This window comes from Blastococcus sp. TML/M2B (genome assembly GCF_016612865.1).
In the GTDB taxonomy this organism is placed as follows: domain Bacteria; phylum Actinomycetota; class Actinomycetes; order Mycobacteriales; family Geodermatophilaceae; genus Blastococcus.
In genome coordinates, this window is record NZ_JAENZZ010000001.1 from 870,178 (window position 1) to 891,751 (window position 21,574).

General features: G+C 68.7%; 18 protein-coding genes and 1 pseudogene. 9 read left to right on the forward strand and 10 right to left on the reverse strand.

Annotated elements, in window-relative coordinates; all coding sequences use genetic code 11:
* Positions 1–9: 9 nt before the first annotated feature.
* The gene (locus tag JKP75_RS04230) at positions 10–1,377 is read right to left on the reverse strand and encodes an IS256 family transposase (protein WP_375335624.1); all 1,368 of its coding nucleotides are present in this window, start codon (positions 1,375–1,377) and stop codon (positions 10–12) included.
* 74 nt (positions 1,378–1,451) lie between these two features.
* On the opposite strand from JKP75_RS04230, the pseudogene mobF reads away from it, so the two are divergent.
* Together mobF and JKP75_RS04235 are read left to right on the forward strand one after the other, a co-directional pair.
* Positions 1,452–1,886: pseudogene (gene mobF / locus JKP75_RS22470) on the forward strand (MobF family relaxase); the annotation flags it as partial.
* 51 nt (positions 1,887–1,937) lie between these two features.
* Positions 1,938–4,352, forward strand: coding sequence for an ATP-dependent RecD-like DNA helicase (locus tag JKP75_RS04235; RefSeq protein WP_375539232.1), 2,415 nt, complete (start codon positions 1,938–1,940; stop codon positions 4,350–4,352).
* Positions 4,353–4,410: 58 nt separating this feature from the next.
* Here JKP75_RS04235 and JKP75_RS04240 read toward each other — a convergent pair whose 3' ends face one another.
* The 6 genes from JKP75_RS04240 to JKP75_RS04265 form a co-directional block, all read right to left on the reverse strand.
* On the reverse strand, positions 4,411–5,913 hold the full coding sequence (locus JKP75_RS04240; protein ID WP_135446942.1) for a nuclease-related domain-containing protein: 1,503 nt from the start codon (positions 5,911–5,913) through the stop codon (positions 4,411–4,413).
* A gap of 109 nt (positions 5,914–6,022) precedes the next feature.
* Positions 6,023–7,327 (reverse strand): SAVED domain-containing protein, encoded by a 1,305-nt coding sequence (locus JKP75_RS04245; RefSeq protein ID WP_135446944.1) that lies wholly within the window; start codon positions 7,325–7,327, stop codon positions 6,023–6,025.
* Positions 7,324–7,854 (reverse strand): Mov34/MPN/PAD-1 family protein, encoded by a 531-nt coding sequence (locus JKP75_RS04250; RefSeq protein WP_135446946.1) that lies wholly within the window; start codon positions 7,852–7,854, stop codon positions 7,324–7,326. The genes JKP75_RS04245 and JKP75_RS04250 overlap by 4 nt, the downstream gene beginning before the upstream one ends.
* 23 nt (positions 7,855–7,877) lie before the next feature.
* Complete coding sequence (locus JKP75_RS04255) at positions 7,878–9,149, reverse strand: ThiF family adenylyltransferase (RefSeq protein WP_220477472.1); 1,272 nt, start codon at positions 9,147–9,149, stop codon at positions 7,878–7,880.
* Between the two features lie 13 nt (positions 9,150–9,162).
* Positions 9,163–9,747 carry a hypothetical protein gene (locus JKP75_RS04260; protein ID WP_200492499.1) on the reverse strand — a complete coding sequence of 195 codons (585 nt, stop codon included), beginning with the start codon at positions 9,745–9,747 and terminating at the stop codon, positions 9,163–9,165.
* A gap of 26 nt (positions 9,748–9,773) precedes the next feature.
* Positions 9,774–10,733: a nucleotidyltransferase domain-containing protein gene (locus JKP75_RS04265; protein WP_200489059.1), complete on the reverse strand. Its 960-nt coding sequence runs from the start codon at positions 10,731–10,733 to the stop codon at positions 9,774–9,776.
* Positions 10,734–11,046: 313 nt separating this feature from the next.
* Between JKP75_RS04265 and JKP75_RS04270 the strand changes: the two genes are divergently transcribed.
* The 4 genes from JKP75_RS04270 (at position 11,047) to JKP75_RS04285 (ending at position 15,513) form a co-directional block, all read left to right on the forward strand.
* Positions 11,047–11,415 carry a transcriptional regulator gene (locus JKP75_RS04270; protein ID WP_135446951.1) on the forward strand — a complete coding sequence of 123 codons (369 nt, stop codon included), beginning with the start codon at positions 11,047–11,049 and terminating at the stop codon, positions 11,413–11,415.
* Positions 11,416–11,418: 3 nt separating this feature from the next.
* A complete protein-coding gene (locus JKP75_RS04275; RefSeq protein WP_135446952.1) occupies positions 11,419–11,991 on the forward strand; it encodes an ImmA/IrrE family metallo-endopeptidase in 573 nt (190 codons plus the stop codon).
* 195 nt (positions 11,992–12,186) lie between these two features.
* Complete coding sequence (locus tag JKP75_RS04280; protein WP_135446954.1) at positions 12,187–12,579, forward strand: hypothetical protein; 393 nt, start codon at positions 12,187–12,189, stop codon at positions 12,577–12,579.
* A 723-nt stretch (positions 12,580–13,302) separates the two neighbouring features.
* On the forward strand, positions 13,303–15,513 hold the full coding sequence (locus JKP75_RS04285; protein ID WP_200492789.1) for a PKD domain-containing protein: 2,211 nt from the start codon (positions 13,303–13,305) through the stop codon (positions 15,511–15,513).
* A gap of 24 nt (positions 15,514–15,537) precedes the next feature.
* Here JKP75_RS04285 and JKP75_RS04290 read toward each other — a convergent pair whose 3' ends face one another.
* The gene (locus JKP75_RS04290) at positions 15,538–16,227 is read right to left on the reverse strand and encodes a nuclease-related domain-containing protein (RefSeq protein ID WP_200492790.1); all 690 of its coding nucleotides are present in this window, start codon (positions 16,225–16,227) and stop codon (positions 15,538–15,540) included.
* Positions 16,228–16,750: 523 nt separating this feature from the next.
* Positions 16,751–18,427 (reverse strand): ABC transporter substrate-binding protein, encoded by a 1,677-nt coding sequence (locus tag JKP75_RS04295; protein ID WP_200492791.1) that lies wholly within the window; start codon positions 18,425–18,427, stop codon positions 16,751–16,753.
* Positions 18,428–18,845: 418 nt separating this feature from the next.
* Between JKP75_RS04295 and JKP75_RS04300 the strand changes: the two genes are divergently transcribed.
* Positions 18,846–19,436: a hypothetical protein gene (locus tag JKP75_RS04300; RefSeq protein WP_200492792.1), complete on the forward strand. Its 591-nt coding sequence runs from the start codon at positions 18,846–18,848 to the stop codon at positions 19,434–19,436.
* Here the strand turns inward: JKP75_RS04300 and JKP75_RS04305 are convergent.
* A complete protein-coding gene (locus JKP75_RS04305) occupies positions 19,363–19,986 on the reverse strand; it encodes a histidine phosphatase family protein (protein ID WP_200492484.1) in 624 nt (207 codons plus the stop codon). The two genes, JKP75_RS04300 and JKP75_RS04305, sit on opposite strands and share 74 nt — an antisense overlap.
* A gap of 138 nt (positions 19,987–20,124) precedes the next feature.
* Between JKP75_RS04305 and JKP75_RS04310 the strand changes: the two genes are divergently transcribed.
* Together JKP75_RS04310 and JKP75_RS04315 are read left to right on the forward strand one after the other, a co-directional pair.
* Positions 20,125–20,793: an enoyl-CoA hydratase-related protein gene (locus JKP75_RS04310; RefSeq protein ID WP_200492483.1), complete on the forward strand. Its 669-nt coding sequence runs from the start codon at positions 20,125–20,127 to the stop codon at positions 20,791–20,793.
* 1 nt (position 20,794) lies between these two features.
* Positions 20,795–21,538, forward strand: coding sequence for an alpha/beta hydrolase (locus JKP75_RS04315; protein ID WP_200492482.1), 744 nt, complete (start codon positions 20,795–20,797; stop codon positions 21,536–21,538).
* Positions 21,539–21,574 lie beyond the last annotated feature (36 nt).

Genomic DNA, 21,574 nt, shown 5'->3' on the forward strand with positions numbered 1-21,574 from the left:
TTGATGTTGTCAGCTGAGGTAAGGCTCGATGCGGTCGCCGAAGGCGATCATCATCTCGGCCATGGCCGGCTTCCAGCCCTGGGTGACCGCGCCCTCGACGAGCTTGCCGGGTGCGGTGCGCTGGTTGGCCGGCTTGCCGCGGTCCTTGAGCCGCTCCCGGGCCCGCTTGTCCTCGATGTCGCGGATCGCCAGCCAGAGCAGCTTGATCACCGCGGCGTCGTTGGGGAAGTGCCCCCGGTTCTTGATGATCTTCCGGAGCTGGTAGTTCAGCGACTCGATCATGTTCGTCGTGTAGATGATCTTGCGGAGCGCGGGTCCGAAGGCGAGGAACGGGATGAACCGCTCCCAGGCGTTCTGCCAGGTCGCCACCGCCGCCGGGTATTTGCGTCCCAGGTCGGAGTCGGCGAACTCCAGCAGCGTGGTCTCGGCGGCATCGGCGGTCGGGGCGGTGTAGACGCCCTTGAGCGCGGCGGCCACCTTCTTGCGGTCGCCGTAGGACACGAACCGCATCGAGGCGCGGATCAGGTGCACCACGCAGGTCTGCACGGTCGTGTGCGGAAAGGTCGCCTCGATCGCCTCGGGCAGGCCGGTCAGCCCGTCACAGCAGGCGATGAGGATGTCCCGCACGCCGCGGTTGGCCAGTTCGGCCACCACGCCGGCCCAGAACTTCGCGCCCTCGGTGGCCTGCACCCAGATCCCCAGCACGTGCTTGATGCCGTCGAGGTCCACTCCGACCACGATGTGCGCGGCCCGGTTGCGCACCTGATGGCCGTCGCGGATCTTCACCACCAGCGCGTCGACGTAGACGATCGGGTAGATCGGCTCCAGCGGCCGAGCCTGCCATGCGCCGACCTCGTCGAGCACCGCGTCGGTGATCTTGCTGATCGTGTCGTGGGACAGCTCGGTGCCGATCGTGCGGGCCAGATGGTGCTGGATGTCGCGCACCGTCATCCCACCCGCGTAGAGCGAGATGATCATGTCGTCCAGGCCGCCGAGGCGGCGTTCGCCCTTGGGCACCAGCTGCGGGGTGAAACTGCCCGCCCGGTCCCGGGGCACGGCCAGCGGCAGCGGGCCGACCTCGGACTGCACCGTCTTGGGCGTGCTGCCGTTGCGGCTGTTCGGCGAGCCCCGGCCGACCGGATCGCCCCGCTCGTAGCCGACGTGCTCGGTCAGCTCAGCGGCCAGTCCCCGCTCGAGGACGGCCTTGACCAGCTCCGGAAGGAACCCGCCCTCCCCGGTCAGCGCCACTCCGCCGGTCTCGGCCCGGTCGATCAACGCATCCAGCCACGTGTCATCGGCCAACAGCTGCCGCAGCTGCGCCCCGCTCACCCGGCCCGGGCCACCCGGGTCGCCGGCCTGCTCATCGGTCACGGTCATCAGGGTGCTCCCTCCCGAGGCCACAGCCCCAGGCTCACGCAGCTCCTACACAGACCATCTGACACGCCCACTCCCGCGCCGGCGACCCCCACCTGCACACCCACGTCGTCATCAGCAACAAGGTCCAGACCGCGTTCGACGGCAAATGGCGCAGTCTGGACGGGCGACCGATGCACGCCGCCGTGGTCGCCTTGTCGGAGCTGCACGAGGCGGTGTTCGCCGACCACATGACCCGCACCTTCGGCGTCGAATGGGAAGCCCGCGACATGGGCCGAGACCGCAACCCGGCCTGGGCGATCAGCACGGTGCCAGAAGAGCTGGTCCAGGAGTTCTCCACCCGTGCCCGGCACATCGACGCCGAGAAGAACAGGCTCATCGCCGAGTACGTCGCCAAGCACGGCCGCCAACCCTCCACAGCCACGATCATCAAGCTGCGCGCCCAAGCCACCCTCGCCACACGCCCGGAGAAGCAGGTGCGGTCGCTGGCCGACCTGACGGCCGAGTGGCGCACCCGCGCCACCGGGGTACTCGGCCAGGACGCCACCGACTGGGCACGCACGATCACCGACAACGACAAGCCGATGCTGCTGCGCGCCGACGACGTACCGCTCGATGCCATCGGCGAACTCGGCCAGACCGTGGTCGAGGTGGTGGGCGAGAAACGGTCCACCTGGCGGCGCTGGAACCTCATGGCCGAGGCATCCCGGCAGACGATGGGCTGGCGCTTCGCGACCATGCACGACCGCGAAGCGGTCGTCGCGATGATTGCCGACGCCGCCGAGCAAGCCTCGCTCCGGCTGACGCCGCCCGACCTCGCCACCTCACCCGTCGCGTTCCGGCGGGTGGACGGCACCAGCGTGTTCAGGCCCAAGCACTCGACCGTGTTCTCCTCCGAGCTGCTCCTGGCCGCCGAAGACCGACTGCTCGACCGCTCCCGCACCACGACCGGGCCGACCGTGCCGCTGGCGACGGTCGAGAAGATCACCGCTCGTCCCGATGCGGAGGGTCGGATGCTCGGCGAGGATCAGGCCGACGCGCTCATGAAGATCGCGGTCTCCGGCCGTGTCCTTGATGTGCTGGTGGGCCCGGCCGGGGCCGGGAAGACGACGGCTATGTCGGCGTTGCGGCGTGCGTGGGAGAAGGCGCACGGCGAGGGCTCCGTGGTCGGGCTGGCGCTGTCCGCGGTGGCCGCGCAGGTTCTCGCTGAGGACTTGGGGATTGCGACGGAGAACACGGCGAAGTGGTGGCAGAACCACCTCATGTACGGCACCGACTTCGAGGCCGGTCAGCTCGTCATCATCGATGAAGCCTCTCTCGCTGGCACCCTGTCGTTGGATCGGATCACGCACCGGGCTGAACGAGCCGGTGCCAAGGTGCTACTCGTGGGCGACTTCGCCCAGCTCCAATCCGTCGACGCCGGTGGTGCGTTCGGGCTCCTCGTGAACGACCGCGACGACGACGCGCCCGAGCTGGTCGACGTGCACCGCTTCGTGAACACCTGGGAGAAGACCGCCTCCCTCGCTCTGCGCCACGGTCGTACGCAGGTGATCGACACCTACCTCGACCACGACCGCATCCACGAGGGCGATGGCGAGGCGATGAGCGACACCGCCTACATCGCCTGGCGCGCCGACCGGCAGCGAGGGTTGGTGTCGGTGCTGGTCGCCGAGACCCGCGACCACGTGAGCGCCCTCAACCAGCGGGCACGTGCCGACCTGATCCTCGACGGCAGCCTGAAACCGGGCCGGGAGGTCGAGTTGGATGACGGCACCACTGCCGGGGTGGGGGACACGGTCGTCACCCGCCGCAACGACCGCCGCCTACGAGCCGGGAAGGACTGGGTACGCAACGGTGACACCTGGACCATCACCGGCGTCCGCGACGACGGGTCGATCACGATCCGCAGGACCGGCCGCCGGTTCGGCGGCTCCATCGTCCTCCCGGCCGCGTATGTGACCGATCATGTCGATCTGGGTTATGCGATCACCGCCCACAGAGCGCAGGGCGTCACCGTCGACACCGCACACGTCCTGGTGGAACCGACCACCACACGGGAGAACTTCTACGTCGCAATGACCCGCGGCAAGCACGCCAACCACGCCTACGTGATCCTCGACCGGGCCAACGAGCACGCCCACCCGCACCCAGGCGACAACCCCGACGCCACGGCCCGCTCCGTCCTCTACGGCGTCCTGCAACACGTTGGAGCCGAGCTGTCCGCGCACGAGACCATCACTACCGAACAGGAGCAGTGGGGGTCGATCGCCCAGCTCGCCGCGGAGTACGAGACGATTGCTGCCGCCGCCCAACGAGACCGCTGGGCCACCTTGATCAAGTCCTCGGGCTTGACAGCCGACCAGGCGGACGCCGCGATCGAGTCCGAGGCGTTCGGTGCGCTCACCGCGGAGCTGCGCCGTGCCGAGGCCAACCACCACGACCTCGACACTCTGTTCCCGCGACTCGTGGCAGCCCGCGGGTTCACCGATGCCGACGACATCTCCTCTGTGCTGCACTACCGCGTTTCGCGCGCCACAGCATGCCCGGCTGGCTCGGGTCGTGCTCGCAAGACGCCGCGGCTGATCGCCGGACTCATCCCGGCTGCGGACGGCCCGATGGCAAGCGATATGCGGCAGGCACTCGATGAGCGGCGCGAGATGATCGAAGCTCGCACTGATGCCGTGCTCGACACCGCACGTGAGACCGGCGAAGCGTGGGTGCAGCATCTTGGCGAGCCACCCCGCGGTCAGCGCCAAGCCGCTGCGTGGCGACGTTATGGGCGCACTGTCGCGGCCTACCGCGACAGATACGGCGTCACGGATGACCGACCGCTGGGATCGCCGCCGCAGTCCACGGCGCAGAGCATCGACGCCGCTCGTGCACGAACTGCTCTCGATCGAGCACGTGGCTTCATCGTCCAAGCGAGCGATGTACCGCAGCATTCACCGGGACGCGAGGACGTCGAGCGCTCGTTGTAAGCGTGGCGCGATTTCGGCATTTCCGAAGCTTGCAATCGACTTGGTCTGACTGTGAGGGTCAGCCATTGCCGGTCGGCGTCGCTGATGATTGTCCATCGCCACGTCCTTTGCGGGTCGGCCAGGGATACGCATTCCAAGCGTTCAACAGAATCGGATTTTCGGTATCAGTCTTCTTACCGATGTCACGCAGGCTGACGACACCTCCTGCACTCTTCGCCATCTCTGCGAGGAGCAGCGGCTCAACGTCTTTGCCGTGCGTCACGAGCCACTCGACTTCACGCGCGCTCGCCGCGGTTACAGGAACATCTGGGAGCCTCCCGCCGGGGATGGCCGCAACGTCATGGTCGAGAAGGTATGCGGCCCCGGTATAGAACGGCTCCGCCGTGACGATCAACCCCAACATGGGGCGGTCCGTTGGGATGTGCGTGAACGCCGGGTGATTGTCAGCAAGATGGCTGACGGTCCGGGTCAACTGCTTCCGTGCGCCGCCCAGGGTCTCGCTGAGCGAGTTCATCAGCGTCGCATCGCCGGCGCGTGCTGCCGGGCCGAGGCGGCGAGACTTGACCTCAACCAAGATGACCAGATGGGGCAGGATCACAAACCAGTCAACGCTCTTGTGACCGCCACCCTTGCCGAAGACAATCTCGGGTTCGACCTCCGCGTCCTCGATCAGTCTGAGTTGTCGACCAATGTAGTGCTCGAACAGGCCTCCGAGATCATCCGCGAAAGCCTTGCCGTGCTTGGCCATCCCGGCGTAGTACAAGCCTCCCGGCGTGACCGTCCGCATGATCAGACGCGTCGCTGGAGCAACCGGCTCCCCGTCGCCCATGTCCACGAACGGCGTCGCCATCAACGGGTTGTAATCGAATCGGGCCGCTGTGGCTGTTCCGACGGAGTGGTCGTTGAAGGCAGTCCGAAAGGCTGCGGGTGTCGTGGTGAGCCTAGAGGCGATCGTCTCTATGTTCCTCCGCGGATAGAGCTTCAGCACCTCAGCGAAGTTTGGCTGATCCAGCCAGCCAGGCTTATATGCTCCACCGTTCTGGAAGGCACCCACTTGGAGGAAGAACGTCGCGCCGATCGCCTCGCGGAACGGAACTCCGTCGAGCATGGCCGCCAGCGAGTCCTCTGTGATCACTCGGGTCTCGACATCGGGCAGGCCCTCGACCATCCAGGCGTGGGAGCGAGCAAGTTCCTCGAACATCGACTCCTGGTAGGGGAACTGCTCGTACGTGACCCGAGTCATCAGTCTGACGAGGAAGTCCTCGGACCCCACATCGGCATCGTCGATGTCCATCGCGATCTGGAACTTGTGCATCAGCTTCCGCAGCGCCTCCTCATCGACGACCTTCGAGCGATACTCATTGCCGTAGAGAAGCGAATCTCGCGCGGCCGCAGCCAATCCCCACGGCGGCATCCGATGTTTCACAGCATCTGGATACGGCGGTTCGCCGAGCGATGCCGAGGCTTGCGCGATCGCCGGGATCAGCTCGCTGGGTTTGAAGGCGCGGCACGCTTGAGTGAATGCCGAGTAGGACAAGCTCGGATCGCGCGAGAAGCTCATAGACGCCCGTGTCCTTCGGATCGCCGTTGTCTCAACGTTGAGCGAATCCTCCGCGTGAGAGTGACGCTCAACATGGTGTTACGGGCGGCCGCAAGGTCGGTTGGCGCAGTCACGACGCATCCGGGAGGAGCACATCTTCGATGACACCGGAGCTTGCAGATGTACGTACACGCAGCGTGGGCACGTACCTTGCGCGGTAGTCTTCACCGTCGATGGGGTCGGAGTCGTCCCATTCATGGACTACTACGCGCAGGGTGTTGGTCAATCGCCCGATGAGAAGCGCAAGTGGGAACGGGCACCGCAGCAGGAGGTGCACCTCGGCGTTGGCGTTGTCGTTCGACAGGGCACGGATGTGCGCGGCGACGTCGGCAGCGATCAGGCCTGCATCAGCGGGGTCGAGGAGCGTGCCGCTCGCACCTGTGAGATGACGCCAGGCCGCAAGAAACGGCCTATGGTCTTCGATATAGCGGGTGAAGGCGGTGTCACTGCGTTGGGGCAGGAGATCGACATACACGGCTACGGAGGGGCGGCCGGTCGTGATGGCAGATGGGTCGCCGCCTTGATCTGCGATCTGTACTTGCGGCTGTTCGATGAACCGCGCTTCGCCATCGCTCGCCCAGGTGGCGCCCTGTTGGTCGATCACGTCCATGTGCCCGATTCGAGACGAAGGCAAAGCCGCCCCGATTGCGAAGGCCACGGAGAGATGAGCCCCTCCAGCGACACGCAGGCGATGTGCCCCGGAACGGGTCACGGCATCGGGGAGGAGGCCAATGGTGTCCTTGAGATCTCGGAGCCCCTCGGTGCTCGGAAGCCGTTCGTGATCGGAGGGCCTGAGCCGGATGTCCAGTTCGTCACCGGTTCGGTCATAGACCTGTGGCGTGTTCCTGGTCTGGAGGCTCAGGCGGAACGTCGGGTCGGTTGCCTCGATTCGCTTGCGAAGAGACGCGATCCGGTGCCAGACCAAACCGCGGATCAATGCCAGCAGACCATCGCGCTCGGCGGATCGCTGATCTACACCGCTCAAGGTGCCGGGACGAATCTCTAGGAGCCGGTCAGGAGCGTCGTAATCTGTTCCGCCGTCCTCTGTCTTCACCGAGTTGACGATGCCGAGCGCAAACACTTCGTGGTCGCGGTGTAGTTCAAGGAGTTGAGGTGCTTCCAGCGTCTTCACGACTCTGCTGTTCACCACGTCCGGCGTCGTCACAAGAACGCCGCCGGAGATGCCGCCCGCTATCGCTTGCTTGAGTCGGGCCTCGGTGTCGCCTGGCGGCAGATCGTCTCGGTCCCGCCAGACAGGGATGCCGGCAGCCCGCAGGAGCCAGGCGAGCTCCCCAGCAACACCAGTACCGTCCTTCTGTCGGTACGAGATGAAGACAGGGTCTGCTGGGTCAGGGGCGGCGGAATCGGATGTCATGGCGTCTCCTTGTGTTCATCAGCTACGAAGGCGGCGTGCCTCACCGCATCACTGGCGTACGGGCTGTTTACGGCAGGCGCCGTAGGAAGCCTCTCGGGTACCACTGCCACGATGCGGTCCCGTTCTACGAGCCAAGTTGCAACGACCACGCGTGCCGATGAATCGAATCCAGCGATGATCGCGACGAACTTGTCGAACCCCAGTTCGGGGTCGTGCAGATGGCGCATGTAGGAGTGGAGATCAACCTCGCTCGGGGAGAGTCCTCCGGTCGGGTGGGTGTGCCATTCGCCTATCCACTGGCTACGGTCCTCCGACCAGGCGGAGTCCGCGAGACGCCGGGCATGGTCGAGGTCGCGCATGAAGGTGCGTTCGCCGCGGGTGGCTTTGGGTCCAGGTCCGCCGGCGTGTCGGATGACGATCCCATCAGTCGCGTCGTCCCCGAGCAAGATGCCGCCAGTTTCGAGTCCGTCGACGGACCGCAACGCCTCGCGCGCGATTGCGCTGAGTGCGACGTCAGTGATCGTCACCGGAGTCACCTCTCGCCGCGCTGTCATCCTGGCGAGCAGGTCGGACACGATGCGCGAGGTCTGGGGATGGACGACCACCGAACATCGCCGGCTTGGCTGAGGTCGAACGGGGCTGCGAGGTCACCCGTTGGTCGAAGACCGATGATGGCGTGTTCGCCGGGAACCTGCTGGGTGTGGTCGCCGTGAAGCGATTCCAGCAGTGTCGCGATCGCTACTTTCGCGGCGAACGTGCCGACGTATCGGAGATCGGGCGGCACAGCCGTCATAGGCTGATGGACGCGCCCGGTGCCGTAATCCAACTCCTGATCCGCCTCAGCGTCCATCGCTCCCTGATCTGCAAGCTGCTGCCGTAGACAGAGGAGACATCCGAACCGGGGCGTTGGTCGCAGCCTGATGACTTCTCCGATCGAGCCATTGTCGAGCACGCACGCCAAGATCGCCGCCTTCTGTGCGCGTCTGGAGAGGTGGCTGACGACACGCCTGGGAGCAATACCGTCTGCGGCACACAGCACCAGATCGACGCGGTCGACGATGGGCCGGATGTAGTGGGCCTCGGCAACCAGGTCGCGTCGGTGGGCGACCACTGTCTGTTGCGGCCAGTGCTGGGCCAGGTGATCTTTCATGGCCGTCACCTTGTATCGCCCGACGCTTTCGGCTCCGAGAGTGTGGCGGAGCATGTTGTGCCAGAGGAATCGGTCCGGGTCGACAAGTTCCACGCGTCCGACTCCGTATCCTGCGAGCGCCTCTGCTGCGGCGCTACCGATGCTGCCGCAGCCCACGACCATGATGCTGTTGGCGGCGAGCTGCTCGATCGGCCACTTGCCAGCCAACTGTGCCAGGCCAACAACTTCTGGCTCGATCTCGATAGCGAGCGGTTCCACACCATCGCGCCGGACGGCCCAGCCCGCAAACTCCGAGGCACCGGCCTCCACCAGTTCTGGTGGAAGATCGGGGTCGTGAGTGACGACCACGCCAAGGTTGTTGCCGGGGTCGGCAACGCCCGGCACCAGCTCCCTGAAATCCTTGAAGCCTATGGAGATATCGGGGCGCCTGGACAAGAAGAGATGGTGAAGATGGGCGTCGTTCGGTGCCACCCTGATCCACTGAGCTGCATGGTGGGGGTCGCCTGAACGAAGCGCGGCGTACTCGCGTGGGACGTCGGCTGGAAGACGGATGTCTTTGCCGGTTTCCACGGCCTGGACGACGTACATATCGTCCGCGGGAACGCGGCGGAGTACCAGCGCTCCGCCCGAGAGGTTGGAGCTTGCGATCTTGGTGACCGCGTCTCTGGGCATCACGATGTAGGGGTTACGAGGAGACACCTGTGTCTCCCGCCTCGGTCGGGTCCGGTGTTGGAGCTGCTCGCTGAATCGCTCGGTCAATCAGGTGGTCGTGCGAGGGGTCAGAGACGATGCCATTGACCGACATCTCATTGATGACTCCCGCCTTCATGAGGGCGTACTCGATCCGCCACCCCGATGCCTTCGCCAGAAGCTCGGTGAGGCTGGCCTCGGGCTGCCAGCCGCCATCGCTCTGGAGCAGACAGAGCGATCCTCCTGGGGCAACGTGCCATGCGGACTGTGTCTGTTCCCAGATCGACGGCTCCGGATCGAGGGAGTAGATGGTCGGCGGAACCATCGGGTGCGCTGCGGAGTAGATGACGAGCACTCGCAGTTCTTGGTCCCCGAGCAGCTCATCGAGAGCATCGGGCTGTGGCCGCTCGAACGGCCAGCGGGGGAGGACGCCGATCCATCCGCCGTGCGGCAAGCCGTCGTCTGCGGGGCTCTGGTATTCGAGCAATGGCGCGAACGCCTGGACCTCATTCTGATCGCGCGCCAGTCGCACAGGTTCGCGCTCAGTCCAGAGGACGGGGTTGAGCGCCGTGGTGCCCACACCGCGATCTGGACCTTTTGCGCGAGTCATCCCTGCGGAGTGTCCTTCACCGGACGGGGCGCCGCGGGCACGACCGCGGGCGCCGGATTGCCAGTGGAGGCAGGAGGCTTCGGGAAGTCGTCCCCAAAGACCTCACCCCAGTGATTGATCGCAGCCGCAGCGTCATTGTTCGCCTGTGCCTGGAACGCCTTGATGGCGTTGTCTCGCGCGGACCGCAGGGCGTCGGCGAACGCGTCGTAGTCGATGTCAGGCTGAATCGGTCCGCAGAGTCCAGCGGGATCGGCGACGTCGTTCCCGCCCTCGATGTGGTAGCAGGCGCTTACGAAGAACTGCTTGATCGCAGCCGCCTGGTTGACGTCCGTAGGCAGGAAGTCGAGTGCGAGGACCTCCATGACGAGAGACTTGATCTTGGTGTCTTGCTCGGCGGCCCACCACTTGAGCATCCGAACAGTGCCGGCGAACTTGTTCCACTGCGCGTGTCGATCCGCGACCTCGGCGATTAGGAACTCGGGGTCGCAAGCGACCCAATCTTCTGAGAGTGCTTCAGGAATGAGGAGTCGCCCATCGCGGCGAAGCGCGGGCATGGCGTCGACCGTGAACGCGTGAGGATCATCAGGGTCATCCAGGAAGCACTTGACGGCATGGTTGCGCCACCGGGCCAGGCGGACCGCCTGGTCGTATGTGCCGTTCGTTGCCCCGAGCAGCGTGTTGACGCGCTCGCGGGTGTGATCGAGAGCGTCCGCGGCGGAGCTTCCCGGCGAGCCCCACTCAGGATGCTCATCCTGATCAAAGACGACGATCACATCGACGTCATGGATCGGGTCCTTGTGTGTCCCTCGCGCGAGCGATCCGGACGCAATGACTTCCTTCACATCGTCCTCGGTGCCGAAGGCGCCCTTGAAGAGATCGCGGCGAGTGCGTGCTTCGCGGACGTGTGTGATGTCGGCATTCACGACGTCCTGAAAGGTCTTGAAGGCGTCAGTCACACTCATAATCGTTCTCCTGATTGGTCCGTCTGTTCGATCACCGTAGTTACTGCCACCGACATTGCTGCGCGGGGCAGGGCAGGCTCGCTGCCTACTTCTTCTTGCCTCGCCTGCCGTTGCTCTCGTTGGTCGTGGTCTTCGGGTGACGCTTCACCGTGGACTGCTTCACGAACCGCCCGGTGACCGCGCTACGCCCTCGCTTGCCTGCCATGCTCCTCACCTCCTTTGCGTTCCACACTCGATGCTACGTTTCAATTCTAACACACTCCGTTTCGGAGGCGACGAGGTGTCGCAGATGTGACACACTGGGTGCATGGCCAAGACCACGATCAACACGGCCGCGCTCCACTCCGCCCTCGACGCCGCGCGTCAGGAGCGGCAAATCTCCTGGCGGGCACTCGCCGGCGAGATCGGCGTGAGCCCCTCGTTGCTGTCTCGGCTCGGCAACGGCCTCAAGCCGGACACCGACGGTTTCGCCACGATCATCGCCTGGCTCCGACTCCCGGCCGAGGACTTCTTCGAGCACGAGGGAGAACGTGACGCCAACGACGACCGTGAACCCGACCTCATGGCGCAGCTCGCGCCGCTCCTGCGCGCCCGGAAGGACCTCAGCGAGACCGACGTCAAGTACCTGCAACAGGTCATCGGCGCGACCATCGAACGTGCACGGGCACAGGGATGACTCGTGCGTCGAGGATTCAAGACCGAGGCGAAGAGCCTCGCACTGGAGCTACGAGCCGAGATCGGTCTCGACGCCCACGCGCCTTTCGACCCCTACACCTTCGCTTCTGAGTACGGCATCCCCGTCGTCCAACTCAGCGACCTCGATGGTGGCGCGCGTGACCACTTCCTGCGAGCGGACGGAAGCGCACTGTCCGGGGCGCTGATCCCGAACGGGAGCGGCGTGGTCATCCTGGAGAACGACGCTCAGCCACTGACCCGTCGTCGCACCACCATGTGCCACGAACTCGCCCACGTCGTCCTGGAGCACAAGTTCGGCGTCTCTCTTTCCGACGAGAGGAAGTGCGGGCTCGGCGGCGACCAAGAAGCCGAAGCCGACTGGCTCTCAGGGGAGATGCTGATCCCCAACGACGGAGCATTCCGGCTCGCCCGAGCGAACGCCACCGACGAGGAGGCAGCAGATGCCTACGACGTCAGCCTCGCAGTCGCCCGCTGGAGGATGAACCACAGCGGCGCCCGCAAGGTCATGGAACGCGCTCGCGCCAAGTGGGCCAACACAGCCAGCTCCTACCGCTAACCGCGATCCCGCTACCGGCGATCGACCCGCGCTCGGCGCGAGTTCGCCGGTCCCTTCCGTCCTGTCCGGCCCGGGCGTATACTCGGCGTTGAGGTGGATTTCTCCTCTGTAGCGCGCCGCTCGCGGCAGACCCCCGGGTCACTCTCCAACGCACTGCCTCACCAGATGCACTGTGCGATGGAGAGGAACAAGACCATGATCCGTCTGATCTGGACCGTCAGCGTCCACACCCGCTACTTCCTGCGGCGCTATATGCCCACCAACATCCTGCTGGATGCGATCCGCACCCGCCGACGCGGCTTGAAGTGGGGTATCCCCGCGATGCTGCTCGCGATCCCGTACCTGCTGATCGCGAACGTCTGCGTCGAACTTGTCGAGCAGGGTGGCCCCGGATGGCTCCACCTTGTAGTGCTGTGGGCGATCTGGAACATGCTCAAGATGCTCTGGATCGGGCCGGTCAGCGCTGTGCTCCTGATCCGCGCCCATGTCCGCGAGACCGTCACCGCCCGTCGTGAGCGCGCCAGCTTGCGTTCCGAAGCAGACGATGCCGAAGAGCGCGCCGCGGTGGACGCGATAGGTGTCCGGTGAAGTGTGAGAACTCAGGCACCGACCCGGCGACGACCGCCAGCACGGATCGTTCCACCGCTTGCGATCACCGCCGAGCGCACGGCCTCGGTGCTGACTGCGAGTCGTGCGGCGACCTGAGCGAGCGTCAGCCCACCCGCATAGAGCTGGGCGGCGTCCTGTCGGGTCGCGTCCGGCAACTCCGGTCGGCGCGCTGCCAGGCCCGCCTGCCGGGCTATCTCCCGCACGGTGCCGCGGTTGCACGTTGAACCGCGTCGCCAGCTCCCGCACGGGCACACCATCGGCGTACCCGGCGATCAGCTCGGCTCGATTGGAGACGCTCAAACGGGTTTGAGACTGACGCGAATTCTCACGCACCGGACCGCGCTCATCGGCGATCTGAGCACCCCGAGTGCGCGGCCGACGAGCCCGCGAACCCCGTAGAACGCGGGAAATCAGCGATCCGAGCGGCTTCCGGGGGTTTGAGAAGCTGCTACGGAGGTCCACCCGTATGACCAGGCCGTTCTCCCTCTGGGAGAGCGGCCTGAGTCGTTCCCGCGGGTGGTCGACCGTCGCCCGCTCGGGTGGTTCGGGCCCCGGAACGCGCGCCGTTCTGGATGTCGTGCTCTGGTGGTGCCGCGTCGTGGCAGGGGGAGAGCCCACGCCGTCCCGTCGGCCTGCCCTGAAGGCGAGTTCTCCGTGATCCCGCACCGCTCTGCCCACGCTCGTTCCCGTCGGAGCCGCACCATGCTGGTGGGCGCGCTGCTCACCGTGCTCGCGGCAGGAGTGCTGCTCCCCGCGACACCGGTTGCGGCTGCCGCGCCCGACCTGTGGGCCGGGGCCCTCGGCGACGGCGGCAACACGTCGAACAACCCGGGGGAGCTGACCCTCACCGGGGCGACGGCTGGGAGCGTCGGCGGCACGTGGAGCACGGCCACCCGCTCGTCGACCGGCCCGGTGGTCACGGGCGGATCCGTGCTGCGTGTGGTCTCGCCGGACGGGGTGAACGGGCCGAGCTACCTGACGGCGACCTCGCCCACGACGGGGGAGACGCTCTGGACGGTGGGCCTACCCGCGGCGGCCAACTACAACGCGGGCCTGGCGATCAGCGGGACCCGCGTGGTGGTGCCCTTCACCGGGTGGCGCCGCGCCGGCGGGGTGATCGTCGTCGACATCGCCAGCCGCACCGTCGTCTGGGCGCGGGACCTGCCGCCCTCCCGCGTCGCGTGGAGCGGCAACTCGATCGCCGGTACCGCGTACACCGACGGTCAGCGGGTGTTCGTGACCGGAGCCAGCAACACCATCAACGCCTACCGCCTCACCGACGGCGCACCCCTCTGGACGGCGCCGTTCACCAACAACGTCGCGGGCACGCCGAACGGGGTCGACGGGCTCGCGGTCGGCAACGGCGTCGTCTACACCGGCGGCGGCGAGGGCATTGTGGCCCACGACGCGGCCACCGGCCGCCGGCTCTGGACGGGACCGGCCGCGGCCGGTGTCCCCGTCGTCGCCGGGGGTCGCGTGTACGGCACGGCGCTGGGCAAGGTGCTGGCCTACCCGGCGGCAGGATGCGGAGCCGCCACCTGCGCTCCGCAGTGGTCGGTGGACCTCGGTGGTTCGCGAGCGGGCACTCCGACCCTGGGTGGCGCGGACGGCTCGATGATCTTCGCGGCCTGGACCCAGGTGCGGGAGAACGCCGAGCCGGACGTCCGCCGGATCGGCCGGATCGCCCGCCTGGCCGCTGCCACGGGGCGTATCGAGTGGTCCGTCGAGGTCGGCCGCTCGGCCTCGGGGCTGGTCCGCGGTGCGGACGTGGTGTGGTTCAACAACGAGTACGTCCGAGCGGACGGGTCGGTGGGAGAGCGCATCGCCGCCTACGACGTCACGGGGCGCCAGGTGCGGCTCATCGACCTGCCGGCGGGCCGGACCGGCAGGCTGGCGGTCGCTGCGGGCACGCTCTTCCAGCAGATGAACGCCGGAGCGCTGGCCGGCTTCCGTCGCGGTGCGCCGGCCAATGCCGCGCCCACGGCCACCTTCACCGCGACACCCGTCAGCGGCCTCACCATCTCGGTCAACGGGGCGCCCTCGTCCGACGTCGACGGCCGGATCGTCGCCCACGCGTGGGACTTCGGGGACGGCACGACGGGGACGGGGTCGCAGACGGGCCACACCTACGCCGCGGCCGGCACCTACACGATCACCCTGACGGTCACCGACGACGACGGCGCGCGGTCGACCGTTCGTCGGACGGTGACGGTGGCGGCCCCGCCCCCGCCCCCGCCCCCGCCCCCGGCTCCGGCCCCGACGGGCGGCACCGCCACCGATGCGTTCGGCCGCACCATCAGCGGTGGGCTCGGTACGGCCGACGTCGGCGGGCCCTGGTCGACCGCCGGCTCCGCCGCCAACATCGCGGTCGATGGCGGCACGGCCCGGCTGACGATGCGGAACCCCGGCACGCAGGTGTCCGCCTGGCTGGGCGACGTCCGCAGTACCGACACCGACCTCCGGCTACGGCTCTCGGCCGACAAGCGCCCCACCGGCAGCGGCGCGTACGTCGACGTGGTGGGCCGCCGGGTGGCACAGGACACGGAGTACCGAGCCCGGCTGCTGCTGGCGAGCGACGGGCGGGTCGACGTCGCCCTCACCGCACTGCGGGGGACGTCCACGGCCCAGACGCTCGCCTCCGCCGTCCGGCTGCCAGCGTCGACCACCTACGGGCCCGGCAGCGCGCTCGACGTGCGGCTGCAGGTCGTCGGCACCGCGCCCACCACGGTCCGGGTGAAGGTGTGGCCGGCCGGTTCGGCGGAGCCCACCGAGTGGCAGCGCACCGCGACCGACAGCACCGCAGCACTGCAGGCGCCGGGCGGCGTGGGGCTGACCACCTACCTCTCCGGGAGCGCCACCAACGCCCCCGTTGCCCTGCGGATGGACGACCTGGCCGTTCGGCCCACGCGGTGAGCCGGGAGCAGGGGCGTCCGGCTCTCAGTCGCTGACGGCAGGAGGAAAGGCCCACGCCAGGTCGTCGGCGATCGCGGCCCGTCGGTCGCCGGCGAGGGGGCCCGGCAGGGTGAGTGCGCTGGCGAGTGAGAACGGCGTGGTGAGCAGGACACCGCCGACGAACTGCATGCCGGCGGGCCTGGCCGAGCCGGTCAGGCAGAGCATGGGACGTACCGGAACGGCGACGCCCAGTCGGTCGAGCGCCGCCTCCAGTTCGCGGGCCTGGAGTCGCACACCCTGCAAGAGGCTGTCCCGGTCCCGGCCGTTGATCCGGAGGGTGCCGCCCGTCGCGACCAGGGAACCGGTGATGTTCTTCGCGTCGACGACGTAGACGGCGTCCGCGGCGACGACGACATGGTCGATGTTGGCCCGGGAGCCCTGGCGGAGACGCCGGTCGTGCAGCACCGGCAGGCCCGTGCAGGCCAGCGCCGCGCCCACCGCCTGCTCGCCCCGGGCGCCCTTGACCCAGTTGTCCTCGGCGCCGGTGACCCGCAGGTGCGTACCCCGGTGGGCCGGGCGGCGAGGCCCCGCGACGACCGGCGACGGATACCGAGACCGCGGGACGAACGCCTCCGGGCGTAGTGAGGTCCAGGTCGCGCGGACGGCTGCGACGGGGGCGCCGACCACCGAGACCCCGAACAGCACGACGGCCGGGAAGCCGATCAGGGCCGCCATGACCTGCCCAACTGGGCCGGCGGCGCTCAGCGGCGACGTGGCCAGCAGGACGAGCAGGCTGATGCCGGCCAGGCGGCCCCAGCGGTCGCGCTCCGGACGGCGTCTGCCCGCCTGCCGGAATCCCGGCGGCCGGTCCTGGGACGTACGGCGTCGGGTAGGCGGGCACGACCGACAGTGCTGCTCGCGGACGGGCCTCGACGAGGACCGGCTCGGTCCGCATGCGGCGCATGGCCTCACGCTCGGCCGACGCCCCCGCCCGACCAGTCGCGAGCCAGCGCGCTGTACATGGTGCGGATTCTTGGCGAGAACGGGCCGAACGCTCCGTTCCGAGCCGGATCCCTGACCCGACGGAGTGGGTTCGCCGCCCGCCCGGCGTGAAGGACCTCCCTCGCCGCCGCGGTGACGTTCCCGCGGGAACGCGGTCAAGGTGTACGGCTTGACGACGCTTCCGCGGGAGCGTCCATCACACATGGCGGTGGCCCGGGCGGTTCCCCGCCCGGGCCACCGGTTCATGCGGTTCCGGCTAGTCGGCGAGCCAGACGTAGCCCCACATGGTGGTCGCGCCCGGGACGCCGTCGCCTTCGGTGTCGTCCGGGAAGACCCAGCCGTCGACGTTCTTCACCTGCTCGCCGACGGCGACGTCGGTGAGCGTGTAGCCGGTGAAGACGTTCGGGACGTTCTCCGCGATGTCCATGCCGATCGCCTCGACCGCGGCCTTCCGCTCCGCGATGTCCATGGTGGTGCGCAGGGTCTCCAGGCCGTCGTCGATCACCGAGCTGGTGTAGCCGGTGAGGTTGAGCGGACCGGGGGTGAACGCGTTCTTCAGCGTGAAGTACGGGTCGGTCTCCGCACCCACCCGGAAGCACTGGACGTCGTAGTCCTTCGCCAGCCCGTTCTGGATGTGGGCGGCCTGCTCGACCGTGTTGAGCTTCACGTCGATGCCCAGCGCGCTCCAGTACGACTGGTACAGCTGCGACAGCTCGTTGAGCGTGGGATCGGGCGGGCAGTTGTAGCTGAAGGACAGATCCGTCCCGACCGGCAGGCCGTCGGAGCGCGCCGGGTCGTTGATGTACTCGTCGTACAGCTCCTGGGCCTTCTCCAGGTCGTAGGTCGGATAGGCCTCGGCGACCTCCTCCGAGTAGAACGGGCTGTCCGGGCTGAAGTACTGGGTGGCGTCGGGGGTCAACCCGGTCCCGCCGATGACGTCGATCAGCGCCGGCTGGTCGATGCCGTACGCCAGCGCCTGCCGCACCCGCACGTCGTCGAACGGTGGCTTGGTGGTGTTGATGATCGACACGCCGCTGTTGTTGCCGAGGTACTCGTAGTTGTCCACGCCGTCGACCTCGCGCGCCTTCGCGACGGTGCTCTGCCGCAGGGTCTGCATGACGTCGATGTCACCGCTCTGCAGGCTGGCCAGGCGGGTGTCCTCGTCCGGGATGGGCCGGAACGTGATGCCGTCGAGATAGGGCAGGCGGTCCTGCCAGTAGTTCTCGTTCTTCTCGAGCACCAGGTTGCTGTCGCGCTGCCAGCTGACGAACGAGAAGGGGCCGGTGCCGACGGGGTTGGCGCCGGCGTCCTCGCCGGCGGCGGCCGCGGCGGTCGGGGAGAACGGCCAGCCGGGGGAGCCGGTCAGCACGTCCGGGAACGCGGCGTTGGTCTCGGTCAGGACGTACTCGACGGTGAGGTCGTCCACGACGTTCAGCGCGCTGACCTCCGCCAGCGTGTTGGCCACGTTGGACGTCGGCGCCTTCAGGTAGGTGTCGAAGACGGTCTTCAGGGCCTCGCCGTTCAGCGGCGTGCCGTCGTGGAACTGCACGTCCGGCCGGAGCGTGAGCGTCCAGGTGGTGAAGTCCTCGTTCGGCTCCATCGACTCGGCGAGGAACGGCTTGAACTCGCCCTCGGCCGTCCGCTTCATCAGCGGGTCGTAGAGGGCGTAGGCGACGGTGGTGCCGGAGTTGCCGCCCGCGTACTCACCCGGCAGCCAGCTGTTGGTCTCTGCCTCGAGACCGACGGTGATCTCGCCACCGCTGACCGGGTCGCCCTGCTCGGAGATCTCGCCGGGCCCCGCACCACCCGAGCCGTTGTCGTCGCCGCCGTCGTCCCCTCCGCAGGCCGCGGTGCCGAGCAGGATGCCCACCAGGCCCAGGGAAGCGAGTGCCCGCTTCCACGGCAGCCCGGTCGGACGTCGTTGTCCTCGCATGCGATGTCTCCTCCGGCCGATCTCGAGCCGTGCCACCGGCGTGCGGACGGGCCGCCACGTCGACGAGCGCCGTGGGGCGCTGCTCGGGAGTCCTACCGGGCGGAGTGACCTGCGTCACTAGCCGTTGGCGCAGTGAGGCCGACTCGTGACCTGTGAATTCGCTGGTGGCGACCGTGCGCGGCGGTCACGCTGGGGGCCATGAGCAGCAGTGACGTCTGGGACGCGGCGACGGCGGCCGGCTACGACCGGGAGGCGGCGTTCATGTTCGCCCCCGATGTCCTCGACCCGGCGGTCGACGTCCTCGCGGCGCTGGCGGGGGACGGGCCGGCGCTGGAGCTCGCGATCGGTACCGGCCGGGTGGCCATCCCGCTGAGCGACCGCGGCGTCCCCGGTCAGCGGCATCGAGCTGTCGCAACCGATGGCCGACGAGCTGCACCGGAAGCGGCCCGACATCCCGGTCGTGGTGGGCGACATGGCCACGGCCACCGTCGACGGCGCGTTCGCGCTGGTCTACGTCGTGTGGAACAGCCTCGGCAACGTGCGCACCCAGGCCGGGCAGGTCGCCACCGTCGCCAACGCCGCCCGCCACCTCGCCCCCGGCGGGCACCTCGTCGTCGAGCTGTCGGTGCCGGCCCTCCGGCGCTTCCCACCCGGCCAGACGGCGGTGCCGTTCCACGTCGGCGCGCACCACGTCGGCTTCGACACCCTCGACCTCGCCACCCAGCAGGGCACCTCGCACCACTACTGGCGCCGGGACGACGGCACGGTCCGGTACGCGGCGAGCAACTTCCGCTACGTCTGGCCGGCCGAGCTCGACCTCATGGCGCAGCTGGCCGGTCTGGAGTTCGTCCGCCGGACGGAGGACTGGCGCGGCGCCCCCTTCGACAGGCGACAGCGAGAGCGCGGTCTCGGTGTGGCGGAAGCCCGCCTGACGCTCAGAGGTGCGTGGTGTCGTCCAGCCGCACGACGGCGCGGTTGGCGAAGAAGTCGTCCTCCTCGAGCGCGGTGATCCCACCGCTGGTGGAGCGGACGTTGACGTGCCCGGTCGCCTCCAGCGGCATCCCGATCCAGGCGGCGACGACGAAGGTCAGCGCGAACCCGTGCGTGACCACGACCTGGTGCGCGCACGGGCTCGCCAGGACGTCGTCCACCGCGGCGTAGACCCGCGTGGCGAACTGCCGTCGGGTCTCCGCTCCCTCGATCCCCTCGACGTGGTCCATCCGGTCGCCCGTCGCCGGCGGGGGGACGAACCGGGCGTCCAGCCACGCCTGCGGCCTCCCCTCGGCGACGCCGTAGGACTTCTCGCGCAGCCCGAGGTGCAGGACCGGCGTCACCCCGAGCCGGTCCGCGATCGTGGTCGCCGTCTGCACCGTCCGGATCAGGTCGGACGCGTGCACCTCCACCGGAGCGCCGGCGGGAACCAGCTCGCGGATCCGCGTCGCGATCACCTCGGCCTGGCGCAGGCCCCGCCCGGTCAGCGCGCTGTCGAACCAGCCACCGACCAGGCCGGACACGTGGTGCTCGGCCTCGGGGTGGGTGACGACGTAGAGCCGGCGCATGCGCGCTCCTCCCGGGAACCGGCCCGGACGGGTGCCCCGGGCGGGGCGAACACTGCCGGACGGCATGATCGTGCTCGACACGGGCTCGCCGTCCACCCGGCCGAGCCTGTCCGCTGCTGCCTCCCCGGAAGGACCGCCATGCCCACCTTGGACCGCTCCGGCGACGTCTTCGTGCTCGACCTCGGCGACACCGAGAACCGCTTCCACCCCGACTGGCTGACCGCGATGGACGCCGCCCTCGACGAGGTCGAGCAGGCCGACGGCGCCCGCGCGCTCGTCACCACCGCCACCGGCAAGTTCTTCTCCAACGGCCTGGACCTGGAGTGGCTCTCCACCCACGAGTCCGAGCGCGGCGGCTACGTCGGCACCGTGCAGCACCTGCTCGCCCGGGTGCTGGCGCTGCCGCTGGTGACCGTGGCCGCGATCCAGGGGCACGCGTTCGCCGCCGGCGCCATGCTCACCCTGAGCCACGACGTCCGCGTGATGCGGGCCGACCGCGGCTTCTGGTGCCTGCCCGAGGTGGACATCCAGATCCCGTTCACGCCGGGCATGTCCGCGCTGATCCAGGGGCGGCTCGCGCCGCAGGCCGCGCACGAGGCGATGACGACCGGCCGCCGCTACGGCGGAGCCGAGGCCGTCGAGGCCGGCATCGTCGACCAGGCCGTCGCCGAGGACGTCGTCCTGTCCACCGCCGTCGAGATCGCCTCCGGGCTCGCCGGCAAGGCGGGGGAGACGCTCCGCACCATCAAGGCACGCATGTACGGCCCCGCGCTGGACAGCCTGCGCGCCGCCGACGCCCGCGGCTGAGATGCCCGCCGAGGAGGACCGCTCGGTCCTCGCGCTGCCCGCGCCCGGCCCCGACCTGGAGCTGCGCTACGGCGATTCCGCCGACGCCGTGGTCGACGTCCGCTTCGGCGGGTCCGGCGCCGAGCAGCGTCCGCTGGTGGTGTTCGTGCACGGCGGCTTCTGGCGGCCCGCGTACGACCGGGTCCACGTGCGGCCGCTCACCGCGGCCCTCGCCGAGGCCGGCTGGACGACGGCGGCGATCGAGTACCGCCGCGTGCCCGGCCGGCCCGACGACACGGTGGACGACGTCGCCGCCGCGATCGGCCACCTGAGCACCGCCCCCGAGCTGGCCGGGCGCTGCGACGGGCGGCTCGTGCTGGCGGGGCACTCCGCCGGCGGGCACCTCGTGCTGCAGGCCGCCGTCGACCCGCGGGTGCCGCAGCTCGCCGGCGTGGTCGCGCTCGCCCCGGTCGCGGACGTCGCACTGGCCGAGGAGCTCGCGCTCGACGGCGACGCGGTCCGCGCGTTCCTGGGCGGGCCGGCCGCCGGGCGCCCGGACCTCGACCCGGTCCGGCAGCCGTCGCCGAGCGCTCCGGTGACGATCGTGCACGGCACCGCGGACGAGATCGTCCCGCTCGCCCTCGCCCGGTCCTACGTCGCCGCGCACCCCGCGGCCCGGCTGGTGGAGGTCGACGGCGGGCACTTCGTCGTCATCGACCCGCGGAGCACCGCCTGGCCCGAGTTGATCGGCGCTCTCTCCGCCTGACCGTGTCGCCGCGAGCGGCGCGCGGTCCTACGGTCG